Raw genomic sequence first — 14969 nt, 5'->3', positions numbered from 1 at the left:
GGTCAGCGACGGTGGGCTTCGTGCCAGGCCTGCAGAACGGTCTTGGGGACGCGACCCCGATCCGAGACGGCGAATCCGTTGTCGGTGGCCCATGCCCGCAACTCGGCGCTGCTCGGTTGTGCCGACGGAGCGAACACCTCCGCGGCGTCGGCGTCATCGCCGAACCAGCTGTGGGCGGCCGCCAGGTAACGGTAGGTGTACTCCTGGGCCAGTTTGCGGGTCTGGCAGAACACGATCGGCACCGTGGGGAAGCTGATCTGCACCTCGGCCAATCCGTCGGCGACCTTGGCCGGGTTGCCGAAGGTGAGGGTGAACACCTCCGAGTAGCGGTCTTCGACCACCACGGCGGCTCGGGGTAGTGCTGATAGCTCGGTCAACTGGTATTTGAGTGTTCCCTTTGACAGGCTGGAAACCAAGTCGGGCAAGGATTTTCGTTCCACCGATGCGATCAGGTCCTCGCCGATGTAGAGCACGTAGTCGCCGCACGGCAGTGCTTTGCGGGTGGTCGTCACCGGCTTGTCGGCGAACGTATACGGATATCGTTCGTGGGCGTCGACCGTGACGGCAAGGTCGGCGATGCCCGCGGCCCGCGCGGTCGGAGTGCGTACCCCGGGTCGGGACTGCTTGCGGGTCTTGGGGCTCTGCCAGAACACCATCTGCCGGCGGCGGGCCATGGTGTGCACCAGTTGCGAGCGATTCTCGCGGGAGCGCGCGGCGACGACGTCGATCGCGGCACCCCGTCGGGTGCAACTGCTCAGTGCGACCCGGTCGACGATCACCGGCTCGGCGGGCCAGTCGGCGATGTCGAGGCGGTGGCAGTACAACCCTTTGGTGCGCGGCCAGGTGTCCGATGTCGCGAACACCAGACCGCCGCCCAACGGCAAGCGGATCAGGTAGGGCAGTCGGGAATCCGGGTCGGGGTTGGCGACGACGAGCAACTCCACAGCGGCGAGGCTAGGGCAACGGCGGCTCATCCGTTAGTGGGGCGGGTTGCGAGTTCCGGCGCGAGGGTCCGATGCCGAGGTGGTTTACCTCACCGCGATTGTTAACCGGGTGGTGGGCGAGCCTGCGGCGCAATGCGCGTGCGGCCGTGAATATCCGCAGGCAGCCACAAGGTTCCCGGTGGCGCAATGAATGCAGCCGTCGATCATCGGAATTCGCCGCGCTGTCGTCGGAGGTTGTCGCGCCTTTAGCGTTTCCGCATGGCCCAAGCCCGTGTATCACCGCAACCGCTTCGCCGGGCCGACCGGTCCCGGCAGGTCGCCGACCTGCTGCGTCATCAGATCCACGCCGGCGCATACGGGGACGAGCTTCCCGGTGAGGCGGAGCTTGCCACGGAGTTCGTGGTTTCCCGCAACATCGTTCGCGAGGCCCTGGCCGGGCTGAAGGCTGAAGGGCTGATCCATCGCGGTCCCCGGACCGGCACGCGCGTAGCGCAACACAAGTACGACCACGGACTGGACGCATTGCGAGGCCTGCAGGAGACATTCGATGGGTACGCCGAGATACGCAACGAAGTGCGGGCGGCCGCGACCGTGGCCGCCCCGCCGTCGGTGGCCCGACGGCTGGGGCTGGCCGCCGGAGCCGACGTGGTGTTCATCGAACGACTGCGCTACCTCGGTGACCTACCGCTGAGCCTGGACCAGACCTACCTGGTACCCGACATCGGTATGGCTGTATTGGCCCATCCGCTGGAGTTTCGAGACGTGTTTCCGCTGATCGAGCAGATCAGCGGGCAACGCCTGGGCGATGCCACTCTGGCGCTGGAGGCGATCCCGGCGGACCCGCACGCCGCGGCCCTGCTGCAGCTGCCCGGCGGCGCGGCACTACTGATGCTGGAGCGGCTCACCGGCCTCGAAGACGGCCGGCCCGTCGACCTCGAATACATCCGATTGCGCGGTGACCGCGTCACCATGCGCGGCACCCTGACAAGGAGTGATCCATGACACTGGTCAACAACCGTTCCGATGTTCCGGTGACGATCGACGAGTCGCTGTGCATCCAGGGCTGCACGCTGTGCGTCGACATCTGCCCGCTGGATTCGCTGGCGATCAACCCGGACAACGGCAAAGCCTTCATGCATGTCGACGAGTGCTGGTACTGCGGCCCGTGCGCGGCCCGTTGTCCGACCGGCGCGGTTACCGTCAACATGCCTTACCTCCTTCGCTAAAAGCCCTGATCTACAAGGTGTTTCATGAAGAAGTTCTTGATTCTGCTAACCACGACGGTCCTCGTCGTGGCCGGCTGCTCGCTGGAATCCGCCCCGGCGGGTGATTCCGTCGACGTGGTGATCGGTTACCAGTCGAAGACCATCAACACCGCCACCGCCGGTACGCTGTTGCGCGCTCGCGGCTACCTGGAACGTCGGCTCGCCGACATCACCGGCCGTACGGGTACCCGCTACCGGGTCGACTGGCAGGACTACGACACCGGGGCTCCGATCACCGCGCAGATGCTCGCCGAGAAGATCGACATCGGCTCGATGGGCGACTACCCGATGCTGATCAACGGCGTCCGGACCCAGGGCAACGAGCAGGCTCGGACCGCGATCGTGTCTCTGACCGCGTACCACCGGGCCGGGGCACTGAACATGGTGGTGGTCAGGCCCGACTCGGACGCCGGTACCTTGGCCGACCTGGCCGGCGCCAAGGTGTCGGCCAGCGTCGGCTCGGCCGGCCACGGCACCTTGATGCGGGCCCTGGCCGGTACGGGTACGACGGGGGTCGAGGTCCTCAACCAGCAGCCTCAGGTCGGTGCCGCGGCATTGGAATCCGGTCAGATTCAGGGCCTGTCGCAGTTCGTGGCCTGGCCGGGCCTATTGGTATACCAGGACCGAGCGCGACTGCTCTACGACGGTGCCGAACTCGATTACCCGACGCTGCACGGTGTGGTGGTTCGTCGTGGATACGCGCAGGCTCACCCGGAGGTGCTTGACGCGTTCCTGCAGGCTCAGCTGGATGCAACGGAATTTTTGAACCGTAAACCTTTGGAGGCGGCCCGCATCGTCGCCGAGGGGAGCGGTCTGCCGCAGGAAGTCGTCTATCTCTACAACGGTCCCGGCGGTACCTCGTTCGACACCACCCTCAAACCGGAGCTGGTCGCGGCATTGAAGAACGACGTGCCCTACTTGAAGTCGATCGGCGACTTCGATGGCCTCGGCGACTTCGATGTGGACGGATTCGTCGAGGACGGACCGCTACGGGCGGTATTCAGGGATCGGAAGCTGGACTACGACAAGGCATCAGCTGCACTGGACAAGCCCGTCACGAACGGCGGGGAACTCTGGCTCGACGGATCCGAAACCACGGTGCCCGTGGCCGATTCCAATGGGTTACTCGACGCTGTGCGGGCCGCCGAAGCACGCGGCGATGGGATCCGCGCGGCTTATGTGCACGATGCCGAGCTGGGTACCCGCTGGTTTGCCGACAAGTCGGCCTGGGTTCGCGACGGGGTCAGATACCTGGCATTCGACACCGCCTCGGGGGCTCGACGCTACGCTGCCGGCCACCCCGGCGCCGTGGTGCTGGACTACCGGCAGGCACTGGCAGGTGGGGTGTGACCGCGGTGGTAACCGGGGCACAGCCGGTGTCGGCGACATACGATGCGGTGGCGCGCCCCCGGAAATCCGGGCACTCATGGTTGGTCCGGTTGATGTCGGTGGCCTTCGCGGTCGGCGTGTGGCAGTTGCTGACCGTCGCCGACGTGCGCTGTTGGCTGCGCTTCGACACCCTGCCCACCGTTGGTGAGATATCCGCCACCTTGCTGAACCGGCTGGGCACCGAGGCGTACTGGTTGGATCTGGCCCAGTCGCTGGTCCGGATCCTCACCGGATTTGGTCTGGCCGCGGGGGCCGGCGTGGCCACCGGAATTCTCTTGGGTCGCTCCCGACTGGCCGCCGACGTGCTGGGCCCACTGACCGAACTGGTTCGGCCGATCCCGGCGATAGCGTTGGTTCCGGTAGCTATCCTGCTGTTCCCGGCCGGCGAACAGGGCATCGTGTTCATTACCTTTCTGGCCGCGTTCTTCCCGATTCTGGTCAGTACCCGCCACGCGGTACGTGCGTTGCCGACGCTGTGGGAGGACTCCGTGCGCACGCTGGGCGGTGGGCGATGGGATGTGTTGAGCCAGGTGGTGATTCCTGGAATCCTGCCCGGCGTGTTCGGCGGCCTGTCAGTCGGAATGGGTGTGTCGTGGATCTGCGTGATCTCCGCGGAGATGATCTCCGGGCGGCTGGGCATCGGGTACCGGACCTGGCAGGCCTACACAGTGCTGGCCTATCCGGAGGTCTTCGTCGGGATCATCACCATCGGTGTCTTGGGCTTCGCCACCTCGGCGGCCGTGGAGGTTGTCGGGCGGCGGCTGACTCGCTGGCTACCCCGTAGCGCACTGGACGCGCGATGACCGCCGGTATGAGCCTGGCACTGGATCGGGTTCGGCTGTCCTACACCGAAACCGCCGTGATCGACGACCTGAGTCTGGCCGTGTGCCCCGGCGAGATCCTGGTACTGACCGGCCCGTCCGGATGTGGCAAGTCGACGGTGCTGCGTGCGCTGGCCGGACTGCTGGCGCCTGATCGAGGGCAGGTGCTGGCGGACGGCGCCGCGGTGCGGACCACCTCCGGGGACCGGGGTGTGGTGTTCCAGGACAACGCACTGTTGCCGTGGCGATCGGTGCGCTCCAACATCGAACTGGCGTTACGGCTGCGTGGCGTACCGCGCAGCGGCCGCCGACTCCAAGCCGACCGGTGGATCGTCGAGCTGGGACTGACCGGTTTCGGCGACTACCTGCCAAACAACCTCTCCGGGGGGATGCGGCAACGGGTGCAGCTGGCACGGGGGCTGGCCGGTGCGCCGCGCGCGGTAATGATGGACGAACCGTTCGGCGCTCTGGACAGCGCGACTCGCACCGCCATGCAGGCACTGCTGATCGAGACCTGGCGGTCGCATCCCACCACGATCGTGTTTGTCACCCACGACGTCGATGAGGCATTGGCATTGGGGGACCGGGTGGCGGTGCTCGGGCGCGCCGGGCAGCCGCTGCGAGCACTCATCGACGTACCCGAACCACGCAGCGCGCGCGCCGAACCCGAGTTGCGCGCCGCCATCCTCACCGCATTGGAGCACCCATGACCCAGTCGTTCATGCAGATTCCCGACGTCACGGCGCCGCAGCGGTTGGACTGTGACGTGTTGGTGATCGGGGGCGGAACCGCCGGAACGATGGCCGCACTCACCGCCGCCGAGCACGGCGCGCGGGTGCTGTTGTTGGAGAAGGCCCATGTCCGTCACTCCGGGGCACTGGCGATGGGCATGGATGGTGTGAACAACGCCGTGATCCCCGGCAAAGCGGAACCCGGGGATTACGTCGCCGAGATCACTCGCGCCAACGACGGCATCGTCAACCAGCGCACGGTATATCAGACCGCGACCCGCGGATTCGCCATGGTGCAGCGGTTGGAGCGCTACGGCGTGAAGTTCGAGAAGGATGAACACGGCGAATACGCCGTACGCCGGGTGCACCGCTCCGGCTCCTACGTGCTGCCGATGCCGGAGGGCAAAGACGTCAAGAAGGCGCTCTACCGCGTGCTGCGGCAACGCAAGATGCGGGAGAAGATCCGCATCGAGAACCGGCTGATGCCGGTCCGGGTGCTCACCCGAGAGGGCCGGGCAGTCGGTGCGGCCGCCTTGAACACCCGAACCGGTGATTTCGTCGCGGTCGGGGCCAAGGCGGTGATCCTGGCCACCGGGCCGTGTGGTCGGCTGGGTCTGCCCTCGTCGGGTTATCTGTACGGCACCTACGAGAATCCCACCAACGCCGGTGACGGCTATTCGATGGCCTATCACGCCGGAGCTGAGCTGTCCGGCATCGAATGCTTTCAGGTGAATCCGCTGATCAAGGACTATAACGGTCCGGCCTGCGCGTATGTGGCCAATCCGTTTGGCGGGTATCAGGTGAACGCACTGGGCGAGCGTTTCGTGGACTCCGACTACTGGTCCGGGCAGATGATGGCCGAGGTCAAATCTGAGATCGACTCCGCGCGGGGGCCGATCTATCTGAAGGTGTCGCACCTGCCCCACGAGACGCTGTCGGCGCTGGAGAGCATCCTGCACACCACCGAACGCCCTACCCGCGGCACCTTTCATGCCAATCGCGGCCACGACTACCGGACGCATGATATCGAGATGCACATCTCCGAGATCGGTTTGTGCTCAGGGCATTCGGCGTCGGGAGTATGGGTGGACGAGCACGCTCGCACCACGGTTCCGGGGTTGTACGCGGCCGGTGATCTGGCCTGCGTCCCGCACAACTACATGATCGGAGCATTCGTATTCGGCGATCTGGCCGGGGCGCACGCGGCGTCTACGCTGGCCGGGCTGGAAGCGCCGGGGGAGCTGCCCCACGAGCAGCTCGCCGACGCCCATGAGTTGATCTATCGTCCGCTGCGTCATCCGGACGGCCCACCTCAGCCGCAGGTCGAGTACAAACTGCGACGATTCGTCAACGACTATGTGGCGCCGCCGAAATCCGCTGCCAAGCTGTCACTGGCGGTGCAGACCTTCGAGCGGATGCGCGGCGAGATTGCCGAGATGGGCGCCCGAACCCCGCACGAACTGATGCGTGCCGTCGAAGTGTCGTTCATCCGGGACTGCGCTGAGCTGGCCGCACGGTCGTCACTGACCCGCACTGAATCCCGATGGGGCCTCTATCACGAGCGAGCCGATCTGCCCGGGCGCGACGACGAGCTGTGGGGCTACCACCTCAATGTGCGTAAGCGGGACAACGGCGCCATGGAATTCCTCAAGCGGCCGGTCGCGCCGTATATCGTTCCGGTTCCCGAGTTCGATGGGCTACCGCCGGTGGATCAGACCGTGCGCGCGGTGGCCCAGCCGCCGCTGGCCGGCAGCCAGGCACCGGCGAATGCGCGATCGCGGGTCACCGGCTCGGCCGAGGTGCAGCCACCGTCCCCGCGGATCGCAGCCGTGGTCGCGCTGGACGAGCCGGACCTGGCGGATCTGGCCGGGTTCCTCGCCGATCCCGATCCGGCGGTACGACGCACTGCGGTCGCCGCACTGACCGAACACACTCCGGACGGCTACGCCGCCGCGCTCTACGGCGCGCTCGCCGACGCCGACGCCGCGGTGCGCCGGACTGCGGCCGACGGGGTACGCGAACTGGTCGAGGTCGTGGCAGATCCGGCATTGGTTGTTGCGCAACGAGATTCGCCGGACCCGGTGGTACGGGCATGTGTGCTCTATCTGCTGTCCAGCAGGCGTGCCGGGGATAGGGAACACTACCGGGCCGCTCTGGCAGATCCCGACCACCGTGTGCGCATCGAAGCGGTGCGAGCCCTGGTCTCGGTCGATGACGCCGAGACGGTGGCCACCGCCGTCGGCGACACCAATCGCGAGGTGCGTATCGCCGTGGCCAACGCGTTGGCCACGCTGCGTAGCGGAGCCGAGGCCGTTCGGTGTCTGATCGGCGATCCGGATCCGCTGGTGCGGGCGGCGGCTCTGGCCGCGCTCGGCGAGATCGGCAGTGACTCGGGCGATATCACGGTCATCGAGACAGCCCTGCGTGATTCGGCCTGGCAGGTACGGGTGGGCGCTGCCCGGGGACTGGCCGGTTCGCCTGCCGCGACTGCGGTGCCGCTGTTGACGGGTGTGCTCGCCGACCCGCATCTCGATGTACGCAAGGCCGCCGTACTGGGACTGACCCACTGGGCGCAATGCGATATGGCTGCCCGGGAGGCGTTGGGTGTTGCCATCGAGGACAATGACGCCGACGTCCGTGCGTATGCGCGCCGTGCACTACACCAGGCGGCCGGGTCACTACGCTGACTCGGCATGGCAACCACGTCGGCACCCGGGGTGACCGAAGAATTCATCGCCCGGCTGGCCGAACGGGCCGCCGAAGCCGAGGAACTGCGCCGGCTGCCGGCCGCCACCGTCGAGGAGTTCCGCGACTCCGGGCTGGCCGGCCTGCTGCTGCCGGAGCGCTACGGCGGCCGGCAGGCCGACTTCCCGGAAATCCTGGACCCGATCCGGTGCATGGCGCACGGCTGCGCGTCGAGCGCCTGGACGCTGGGCTTCTACATGCTGCACAACTGGATGCTGGCGCTCTTCGGTGAACAGGCCCAGGACGAGGTGTTCGGCGCCGGGCCGGTGCTGTGCCCGGCACCGCTGGCACCCACCGGCCGCGGAGTGCCGCACGGTGACGGTATCCGGTTGTCCGGGCGCTGGTCGTGGGCGACCGGGGTGGCCGACGCCGACTGGATCATGGTCGGCGCGATCTGCGGGCCCGACCAGGCGCCGTATCCGGCGCTGGTGCTGCTGCCGGCGGCCGACATCCGCATCGAAGACGTCTGGCACACCGCGGGAATGCGGGCCACCGGCTCCAACGACGTCGTCATCACCGACGCGGTGGTGCCGGGGCACCGGGTCGTCGGTGTCCTCGACATCTATTCCGGCACCGCGCCGGGCGCTGCGCTGCACGACGGGTCGGCCTACCGCTGGCCGATGGTGCCGGCGCTGGCACTGGTGGCCGCGATGCCCGCCCTGGGATCCGCGGAACGGGTCGCCGACCTGTTCGCCCAACGCCTCGCCGACCGGGTGCTGGCCTATTCCGGTGTGGCGCAGAAGAATCAGCCGGCCGCGCAGATCCGGCTCGCCGACGCACGCGTCCGGTTGCGTGCGCTGCACGGGTTGCTCGACCATACTGTCGGCCGCATCCAGGCCGCGGTGGACGCCCGGGAACGGATCGGTCGCGCGGTTCGCGCCGACGCCCGGGCGGCGGCCGCGCACATCGTGCACGAATCCCGCGCCGTCATCGCCGATCTCCTGGAAGCCTCCGGCGCCAGCGCGCAGTTCACCGCCAACCCGCTGCAGCGGGCCAAACGCGACGTCGACGTGATCTGCGGACACGTGGTCTTCGACTACGACACCGCCCGGGAACTGGCCGGTGCGCTGGAAGCCGGGGTGAAGATCTCACCGATCGCGATGATCTGAGCTGGGCTCACAACCCCAGCGCGGAGTAGGTGCGACGCACGAATTTCGGTTGCGCCACCCGCAGTTTCGCGACCGAGGTATTGCCGGCCACCGCCGCGGCCGCCTCGGTGGTCAGCGTCGGGGCGTTCTGGACCAGATAGATCAGGATCAGATCCGCGGCCGGATCGGCCTGCCACCAGGTGCCGTAGGCGCCCGGCCAGCCGAACGAGCCCGCACCGCCGGGCCCGAACAGGGTCTGCGACTTCGCCGGATCGGTGACCACCGACAGGTTCAGCCCGAATCCGCGGCCGATCCAGAACGGCGCGCCCAGGAAGGGGCGCTGCTTCTGCTCGTCGGTGAGCCGGTCGGCGCGCATCGCCCGCGCCGACTCCGGGGACAGGATCCGGGTGCCGTCGACCACGCCGTCGGCCAGCAGCATCCGGGCGAACGCCAGGTAGTCGTCGGCGGTGGACATCAGCCCGCCGCCGGCGTTGGGGAAAGCCGGTTGGCTGATCGGCACCGGACCCATCGCGTCGTCGCGCAGCGTGTCGCCGTCGAGGCGATACATCGTGGCGCTGCGGCGGCGCACCTCGGGGGAGACACAGAACCCGGTGTCGGTCATCGCCAGCGGCCCCAGGATCCGTTCGTCGAGCACCTGCGGCAGCGGCTTGCCCTCGATCCGCGCCAGCAGCACCCCGAGTACGTCGGTGCCGTGCCCGTAGGTCATCCGGTCGCCGGGTTGATCCACCAGCGGCAGTGCGGCCAGCGCGGTGAGCCAGGCGTCGGGGCCGCGCCCGAACGGCAGCCGCTGGTATTCGCGGGAGATCGGCCCGGAGACGGAGAATCCGTAGCCGATCCCGCAGCGGTGCGTCATCAGGTCTTCGACGGTGAGTGCGCGCCGGGCCGCCACGGTGGCGCCGTCGGTCGGCCCGGTCGGATCGACCAGCACCCGCGGTGCGGCGAACTCGGGCAGCCACCGGGCGATCGGGTCGGTCAAGCGCAGCCGGCCCTCGTCGACGAGGGTCATGGCGGCGGCCACGGTGATCGGTTTGGTCATCGAGGCGATGCGGAACACCGTGTCGCGGGTCATCGGAAGTCCGGCGCCGACGTCGCGATGGCCGATGGTGTTGACCTGCCGTACCGCGCCGTCCTGCCAGACCAGCGTCACCACACCGGAGAGCAGGCCGGTGTCACACGCTTCGCGCAGCGGGGCCTGGTTGAGGTCGAGGTTCACCGGATCAGGCTAGCGGTCACGGCCTTCGGGGCGAGTGTGCGTGTCTGCGCCCGACACGCCGCGGTCGCGCGTACATCGGCGCACGCTCGCACCGGAGAACCCGCGAACGGATGCTAAGCTACCCGGCAGTTAGACGTCCTTTAAAGAGCCGTCCCGTGAGGCGGAGAAGGAGGTCCTGCGGTTTCGCATGGGCGCTGCCGGTAATTCCAGCACCGACCGGGAATTGATGTCCTCGGCGGATGTGGGTCGCACGGTTTCTCGGATCGCACATCAGATCATCGAGAAGACCGCTTTGGACGACCCCGATAGTCCCGATGCACCCCGGGTGGTGCTGTTGGGGATCCCCACCCGCGGCGTCACACTGGCCCAGCGGCTGGCCGCCAAGATCGGCGAATTCTGCGGCGTGCAGATCGGCCACGGCGCGCTGGACATCACCCTGTACCGCGACGACCTGATGCGCCAGCCGCCGCGGCCGCTGGAATCCACCTCGATCCCCGCCGGCGGCATCGACGACGCCTGCGTGATCCTGGTCGACGACGTGCTGTTCGCCGGCCGGTCGGTGCGCGCCGCCCTCGACGCGCTGCGCGACGTCGGGCGGCCCCGGATCGTGCAGCTGGCGGTGCTGGTGGACCGCGGCCACCGGGAACTGCCGATCCGCGCCGACTACGTCGGCAAGAACGTGCCGACCGCCCGCGGGGAGAGCGTGCACGTGCTGCTGGCCGAACACGACGGACGCGACCAGGTGGTGATCACCCGATGAGTACCCGACACCTGCTGGCGGCCGGCGACCTGAGCCGCGACGAGGCCACCGCGATCCTCGACGACGCCGACCGCTTCGCCGAGGCGTTGGTGGGACGCGAGGTCAAGAAGCTGCCGACGCTGCGCGGGCGCACCGTGATCACCATGTTCTACGAGAACTCCACCCGCACCCGGGTCTCCTTCGAGGTGGCCGGCAAATGGATGAGCGCGGACGTGATCAACGTCTCCGCGTCGGGGTCCTCGGTCAACAAAGGGGAGTCGCTGCGCGACACCGCCCTGACGCTGCGGGCGGCCGGCGCCGACGCGCTGATCATCCGGCATCCGGCCTCGGGTGCGGCGCATCTGCTCGCCGAATGGACCGGGAACGCCGAGGACGGCGGGCCGGCGGTGATCAATGCCGGTGACGGCACCCACGAACACCCCACCCAGGCGCTGCTGGACGCGCTCACGCTGCGGCAGCGGCTCGGCGGCATCGAGGGCCGGCGGGTGGTGATCGTCGGCGACATCGTGCATTCTCGGGTGGCCCGCTCCAACGTGCGACTGCTGTCGACGCTGGGCGCCGAAGTGGTGTTGGTGGCGCCGCCGACCCTGCTGCCGGTCGGCGTGGCCGACTGGCCGGTGACCGTCACCAGCGACTTCGACGCCGAACTCCCGGCCGCCGACGCGGTGCTGATGCTGCGGGTGCAGGCCGAACGGATGACCGGCGGATTCTTCCCGTCGCCGCGGGAGTATTCGGTGCGCTACGGATTGAGTGAGAAGCGTCGGGCGCTGCTCTCCGACGACGCGGTGGTCCTGCACCCGGGTCCGATGTTGCGCGGCATGGAGATCTCGTCGTCGGTGGCGGATTCCTCGCAGTCGGCTGTGCTGCAACAGGTTTCCAATGGTGTTCACGTGCGGATGGCGGTGTTGTTCCATCTGCTGGTGGGCCGCGAGTCGGCGGGGGCGGCCGGAGAGGAAGCGGCGCTGTGAGTGTTCTGATCCGCGGAGTGCGGTGCTACGGCGAAGGCGATCGGGTCGACGTGCTGGTCACCGACGGCCAGATCTCCGGGATCGGGACCGGACTGGCCGCACCCGAGGGCTGCGAGGTCATCGACGCGCCCGGTCAGGTGCTGCTGCCCGGCTTCGTCGACCTGCACACCCACCTGCGCGAACCGGGCCGGGAATACGCCGAGGACATCGAGACCGGTTCGGCGGCCGCGGCACTGGGCGGCTACACCGCGGTCTTCGCGATGGCCAACACCGATCCGGTCGCCGACTCGCCGGTGGTCACCGACCACGTCTGGCAGCGCGGGCAGCAGGTCGGGCTGGTCGATGTGCACCCGGTCGGGGCGGTCACCGTCGGACTCGGCGGCACCCAGTTGACCGAGATGGGCATGATGGCGGCCGGTACCGCCGGGGTCCGGATGTTCTCCGACGACGGTCTCTGCGTAGCCGACCCGCTGGTGATGCGCCGGGCATTGGAGTACGCCACCGGGCTGGGCGTGCTGATCGCCCAGCACGCCGAGGAGCCCCGGCTGACCGTCGGCGCGGTCGCCCACGAGGGCCCCAACGCCGCCCGGCTGGGGCTGGCCGGCTGGCCGCGGGTGGCCGAAGAGTCGATCGTGGCGCGCGACGCGCTGCTGGCGCGGGATGCCGGGGCACGCCTGCACATCTGCCACGCATCCACCGCCGGAACGGTCGAGCTGCTCAAATGGGCTAAGGGGCAAGGTATCTCGGTGACCGCCGAGGTGACGCCGCACCACCTGCTGCTCGACGACAGCCGGTTGGCCGACTACGACGGCGTCAACCGGGTCAACCCGCCGCTGCGCGAGGCCAGCGACACCGCCGCGCTGCGTCAGGCCCTGGCCGACGGGGTGATCGACTGCGTGGCCACCGACCACGCCCCGCACGCCGAGCACGAGAAGTGCTGCGAGTTCTCCGTCGCCCGGCCCGGGATGCTGGGCCTGCAGACCGCGCTGTCGGTCGTGGTGGAGACGATGGTGCAGACCGGCCTGCTGACCTGGCGCGACGTGGCCCGGGTGATGAGCGAACGGCCGGCGCAGATCGTCGGCCTGCCCGATCAGGGTCGCCCGCTGGAGGTCGGCGAACCGGCCAACCTGACCGTGGTCGACCCCGACGCGACCTGGGTGGTCACCGGTGCGCAACTGGCCAGCCGCTCGGACAACACGCCCTATGAGGCGATGACGCTGCCCGCGACCGTCACCGCGACCCTGTTGCGCGGCCGGATCACCGCCCGGGACGGGAAGAGCCCGGCATGAACACACCGACGCTGATCGGCTCGCTGATCTTCGCGTTCGTGCTGGCGGTGCTGATCGGCGTGGTGATCCGGTCGATGATGCGCGGCTGGCAGCGCCGGGGTGAGCTGCAGCTGGCGGTCATCGGGACGTTGCCCGCGGTTCCGGACACGGTGGGGGCACCCACCGTCGCCGCCACCCGCGGCCAGTACCTGGGCTGCACGCTGGCACCGAAATGGAACGAACGGGTGGTGGTCGGGGACCTGGGGTACCGCACCAAGGCGGTGCTGACCCGCTACCCCGAGGGAATCATGGTGCAGCGCAGTGGTGCTCGGCCGATCTGGATACCGCAGGACGCGGTGTTAGCGGTCCGCACCGAGCGCGGCATCGTGGGGCGCGCCATTCCCACTCTGCCCACCCGGCCCGACGACGGAGTGCTGGCGATCCGCTGGCGGCTGCCGTCGGGCACCGAGATCGACACCGGGTTCCGTGCGGATGACCGCACCGAACACACCCGCTGGCTGGAAGGCGACAACGAGTAATGAACGCACATGCGGTGCTGGTCCTCGAAGACGGTAGGACGTTCACCGGAACCTCCTTCGGGGCGGTGGGACACACCCTGGGCGAGGCGGTGTTCTCCACCGGCATGTCCGGCTACCAGGAGACGCTGACCGACCCCAGCTTCCACCGGCAGATCGTGGTGGCCACCGCCCCGCAGATCGGCAACACCGGCTGGAACCCCGAGGACTGCGAGAGCCGCGACGGAAAGATCTGGGTTGCCGGTTATGCGGTCCGTGACCCGTCGCCGCGGGCGTCGAACTGGCGGGCCACCGGCACCCTCGAAGACGAACTGGTGCGGCAGGGGATCGTCGGCATCGCCGGCATCGACACCCGCACCGTGGTGCGCCACCTGCGCAACCACGGCTCCATGAAGGCCGGGGTGTTCTCCGGTGCCGCGCTCGCGTCGCCGGAGGAGATGGTCCGCCGGGTGCGCGAACAGCCGGCGATGCTGGGCGCGGACCTGTCCGACGAGGTCAGCACCGATGCCGAGTACGTGGTGGAACCCGAAGGTGCGCGCCGGTTCACCGTGGCCGCCCTGGATCTGGGGATCAAGATCAACACGCCGCGGAATTTCTCCCGGCGCGGTATCCGCACCCACATACTGCCGGCGTCGACCGACTTCGCCCGGATCGCCGAGCTGAACCCGGACGGGGTGTTCCTGTCCAACGGCCCCGGTGACCCCGCCACCGCCGACCGGCTGGTCGCGCTGACCCGCGAGGCGCTCAACGCCGGGATCCCGCTGTTCGGCATCTGCTTCGGCAACCAGATCCTGGGCCGGGCCCTGGGACTGAAGACCTACAAGCTGACGTTCGGCCACCACGGCATGAACGTCCCGGTGATCGACCACGGCACCGGCCGGGTGGCGATCACTGCGCAGAACCACGGATTCGCCCTGGAAGGCGAGGCCGGCCAGCGGTTCGAGACCGACTTCGGGCCGGCGGTGATCAGCCACACCTGCGCCAACGACGGTGTGGTCGAGGGGGTCAAGCTCGCCGACGGGCGGGCCTTCTCGGTGCAGTACCACCCCGAGGCCGGCGCCGGACCCCACGATGCGGAATGCCTGTTCGACCAGTTCATCGACCTGATGGCGGGGGAGAAGTGAGCACCATCGCCACCCCCAACCCCAACCCTTCTCGCGCGAGCGTGCGTGTCTGTACACGACACGCCGCGCCTGGGCGTACATCTGCGCACGCTCGCG

Annotated in this window: 14 protein-coding genes; 12 read left to right on the top strand and 2 right to left on the bottom strand. The window is 68.6% G+C overall.

Translation table 11 applies throughout. The features are described 5' to 3' along the window. Positions 1–2: 2 nt before the first annotated feature. Positions 3–944 (bottom strand): ERCC4 domain-containing protein, encoded by a 942-nt coding sequence (locus RCP38_RS10865; protein WP_308472982.1) that lies wholly within the window; start codon positions 942–944, stop codon positions 3–5. A 258-nt stretch (positions 945–1202) separates the two neighbouring features. Between RCP38_RS10865 and RCP38_RS10860 the strand changes: the two genes are divergently transcribed. From RCP38_RS10860 to RCP38_RS10830, 7 genes are read left to right on the top strand one after another with little or no spacing between them, the layout of a single operon-like run. After that, the gene (locus RCP38_RS10860) at positions 1203–1946 is read left to right on the top strand and encodes a GntR family transcriptional regulator (RefSeq protein ID WP_308472981.1); all 744 of its coding nucleotides are present in this window, start codon (positions 1203–1205) and stop codon (positions 1944–1946) included. After that, positions 1943–2170: a 4Fe-4S dicluster domain-containing protein gene (locus RCP38_RS10855; RefSeq protein WP_308472980.1), complete on the top strand. Its 228-nt coding sequence runs from the start codon at positions 1943–1945 to the stop codon at positions 2168–2170. Before RCP38_RS10860 ends, RCP38_RS10855 begins: the two co-directional genes overlap by 4 nt. Positions 2171–2194: 24 nt before the next feature. Beyond that, a complete protein-coding gene (locus RCP38_RS10850) occupies positions 2195–3559 on the top strand; it encodes an ABC transporter substrate-binding protein (RefSeq protein ID WP_308472979.1) in 1365 nt (454 codons plus the stop codon). Between the two features lie 26 nt (positions 3560–3585). Then, positions 3586–4401 carry an ABC transporter permease gene (locus RCP38_RS10845; protein ID WP_308472978.1) on the top strand — a complete coding sequence of 272 codons (816 nt, stop codon included), beginning with the start codon at positions 3586–3588 and terminating at the stop codon, positions 4399–4401. Then, the gene (locus RCP38_RS10840; protein WP_308472977.1) at positions 4398–5129 is read left to right on the top strand and encodes an ABC transporter ATP-binding protein; all 732 of its coding nucleotides are present in this window, start codon (positions 4398–4400) and stop codon (positions 5127–5129) included. The genes RCP38_RS10845 and RCP38_RS10840 overlap by 4 nt, the downstream gene beginning before the upstream one ends. A gap of 11 nt (positions 5130–5140) precedes the next feature. Further along, complete coding sequence (locus RCP38_RS10835) at positions 5141–7837, top strand: fumarate reductase/succinate dehydrogenase flavoprotein subunit (RefSeq protein ID WP_308477207.1); 2697 nt, start codon at positions 5141–5143, stop codon at positions 7835–7837. A gap of 6 nt (positions 7838–7843) precedes the next feature. Beyond that, positions 7844–9004: an acyl-CoA dehydrogenase family protein gene (locus tag RCP38_RS10830; RefSeq protein ID WP_308472976.1), complete on the top strand. Its 1161-nt coding sequence runs from the start codon at positions 7844–7846 to the stop codon at positions 9002–9004. 7 nt (positions 9005–9011) lie between these two features. On the opposite strand, the gene RCP38_RS10825 is transcribed toward RCP38_RS10830, so the two are convergent. After that, complete coding sequence (locus tag RCP38_RS10825; RefSeq protein ID WP_308472975.1) at positions 9012–10217, bottom strand: serine hydrolase domain-containing protein; 1206 nt, start codon at positions 10215–10217, stop codon at positions 9012–9014. A 187-nt stretch (positions 10218–10404) separates the two neighbouring features. Here RCP38_RS10825 and pyrR point away from each other — a divergent pair, with 187 nt between their 5' ends. The 5 genes from pyrR to carA are packed head-to-tail and all read left to right on the top strand — an operon-like array spanning position 10405 to position 14873. Then, positions 10405–10977: a bifunctional pyr operon transcriptional regulator/uracil phosphoribosyltransferase PyrR gene (pyrR, locus tag RCP38_RS10820; protein ID WP_308472974.1), complete on the top strand. Its 573-nt coding sequence runs from the start codon at positions 10405–10407 to the stop codon at positions 10975–10977. Further along, on the top strand, positions 10974–11945 hold the full coding sequence (locus RCP38_RS10815; protein ID WP_308472973.1) for an aspartate carbamoyltransferase catalytic subunit: 972 nt from the start codon (positions 10974–10976) through the stop codon (positions 11943–11945). Before pyrR ends, RCP38_RS10815 begins: the two co-directional genes overlap by 4 nt. Then, positions 11942–13234: a dihydroorotase gene (locus RCP38_RS10810; RefSeq protein WP_308472972.1), complete on the top strand. Its 1293-nt coding sequence runs from the start codon at positions 11942–11944 to the stop codon at positions 13232–13234. The genes RCP38_RS10815 and RCP38_RS10810 overlap by 4 nt, the downstream gene beginning before the upstream one ends. After that, positions 13231–13752 carry a PH-like domain-containing protein gene (locus RCP38_RS10805; RefSeq protein WP_308472971.1) on the top strand — a complete coding sequence of 174 codons (522 nt, stop codon included), beginning with the start codon at positions 13231–13233 and terminating at the stop codon, positions 13750–13752. The genes RCP38_RS10810 and RCP38_RS10805 overlap by 4 nt, the downstream gene beginning before the upstream one ends. Beyond that, positions 13752–14873, top strand: coding sequence for a glutamine-hydrolyzing carbamoyl-phosphate synthase small subunit (gene carA, locus RCP38_RS10800; RefSeq protein ID WP_308472970.1), 1122 nt, complete (start codon positions 13752–13754; stop codon positions 14871–14873). The genes RCP38_RS10805 and carA overlap by 1 nt, the downstream gene beginning before the upstream one ends. The last annotated feature ends 96 nt before the right edge of the window (positions 14874–14969 follow it).

Origin of the sequence: Mycolicibacter sp. MU0083, assembly GCF_963378075.1 — a bacterium.
In the GTDB taxonomy this organism is placed as follows: Bacteria; Actinomycetota; Actinomycetes; order Mycobacteriales; family Mycobacteriaceae; genus Mycobacterium; species Mycobacterium kokjensenii.
Note: the sequence above shows the minus strand (reverse complement) of the source record. Positions and strands in the feature narration are given on the sequence as shown.

Coding starts and splice junctions, on each gene's coding strand:
- RCP38_RS10860 (WP_308472981.1), top strand. CDS start 1,203: ATGGCCCAAGCCCGTGTATCACCGCAACCGCTTCGCCGGGCCGACCGG.
- RCP38_RS10855 (WP_308472980.1), top strand. CDS start 1,943: ATGACACTGGTCAACAACCGTTCCGATGTTCCGGTGACGATCGACGAG.
- RCP38_RS10850 (WP_308472979.1), top strand. CDS start 2,195: ATGAAGAAGTTCTTGATTCTGCTAACCACGACGGTCCTCGTCGTGGCC.
- RCP38_RS10840 (WP_308472977.1), top strand. CDS start 4,398: ATGACCGCCGGTATGAGCCTGGCACTGGATCGGGTTCGGCTGTCCTAC.
- RCP38_RS10835 (WP_308477207.1), top strand. CDS start 5,141: ATGCAGATTCCCGACGTCACGGCGCCGCAGCGGTTGGACTGTGACGTG.
- RCP38_RS10830 (WP_308472976.1), top strand. CDS start 7,844: ATGGCAACCACGTCGGCACCCGGGGTGACCGAAGAATTCATCGCCCGG.
- pyrR (WP_308472974.1), top strand. CDS start 10,405: ATGGGCGCTGCCGGTAATTCCAGCACCGACCGGGAATTGATGTCCTCG.
- RCP38_RS10815 (WP_308472973.1), top strand. CDS start 10,974: ATGAGTACCCGACACCTGCTGGCGGCCGGCGACCTGAGCCGCGACGAG.
- RCP38_RS10805 (WP_308472971.1), top strand. CDS start 13,231: ATGAACACACCGACGCTGATCGGCTCGCTGATCTTCGCGTTCGTGCTG.
- carA (WP_308472970.1), top strand. CDS start 13,752: ATGAACGCACATGCGGTGCTGGTCCTCGAAGACGGTAGGACGTTCACC.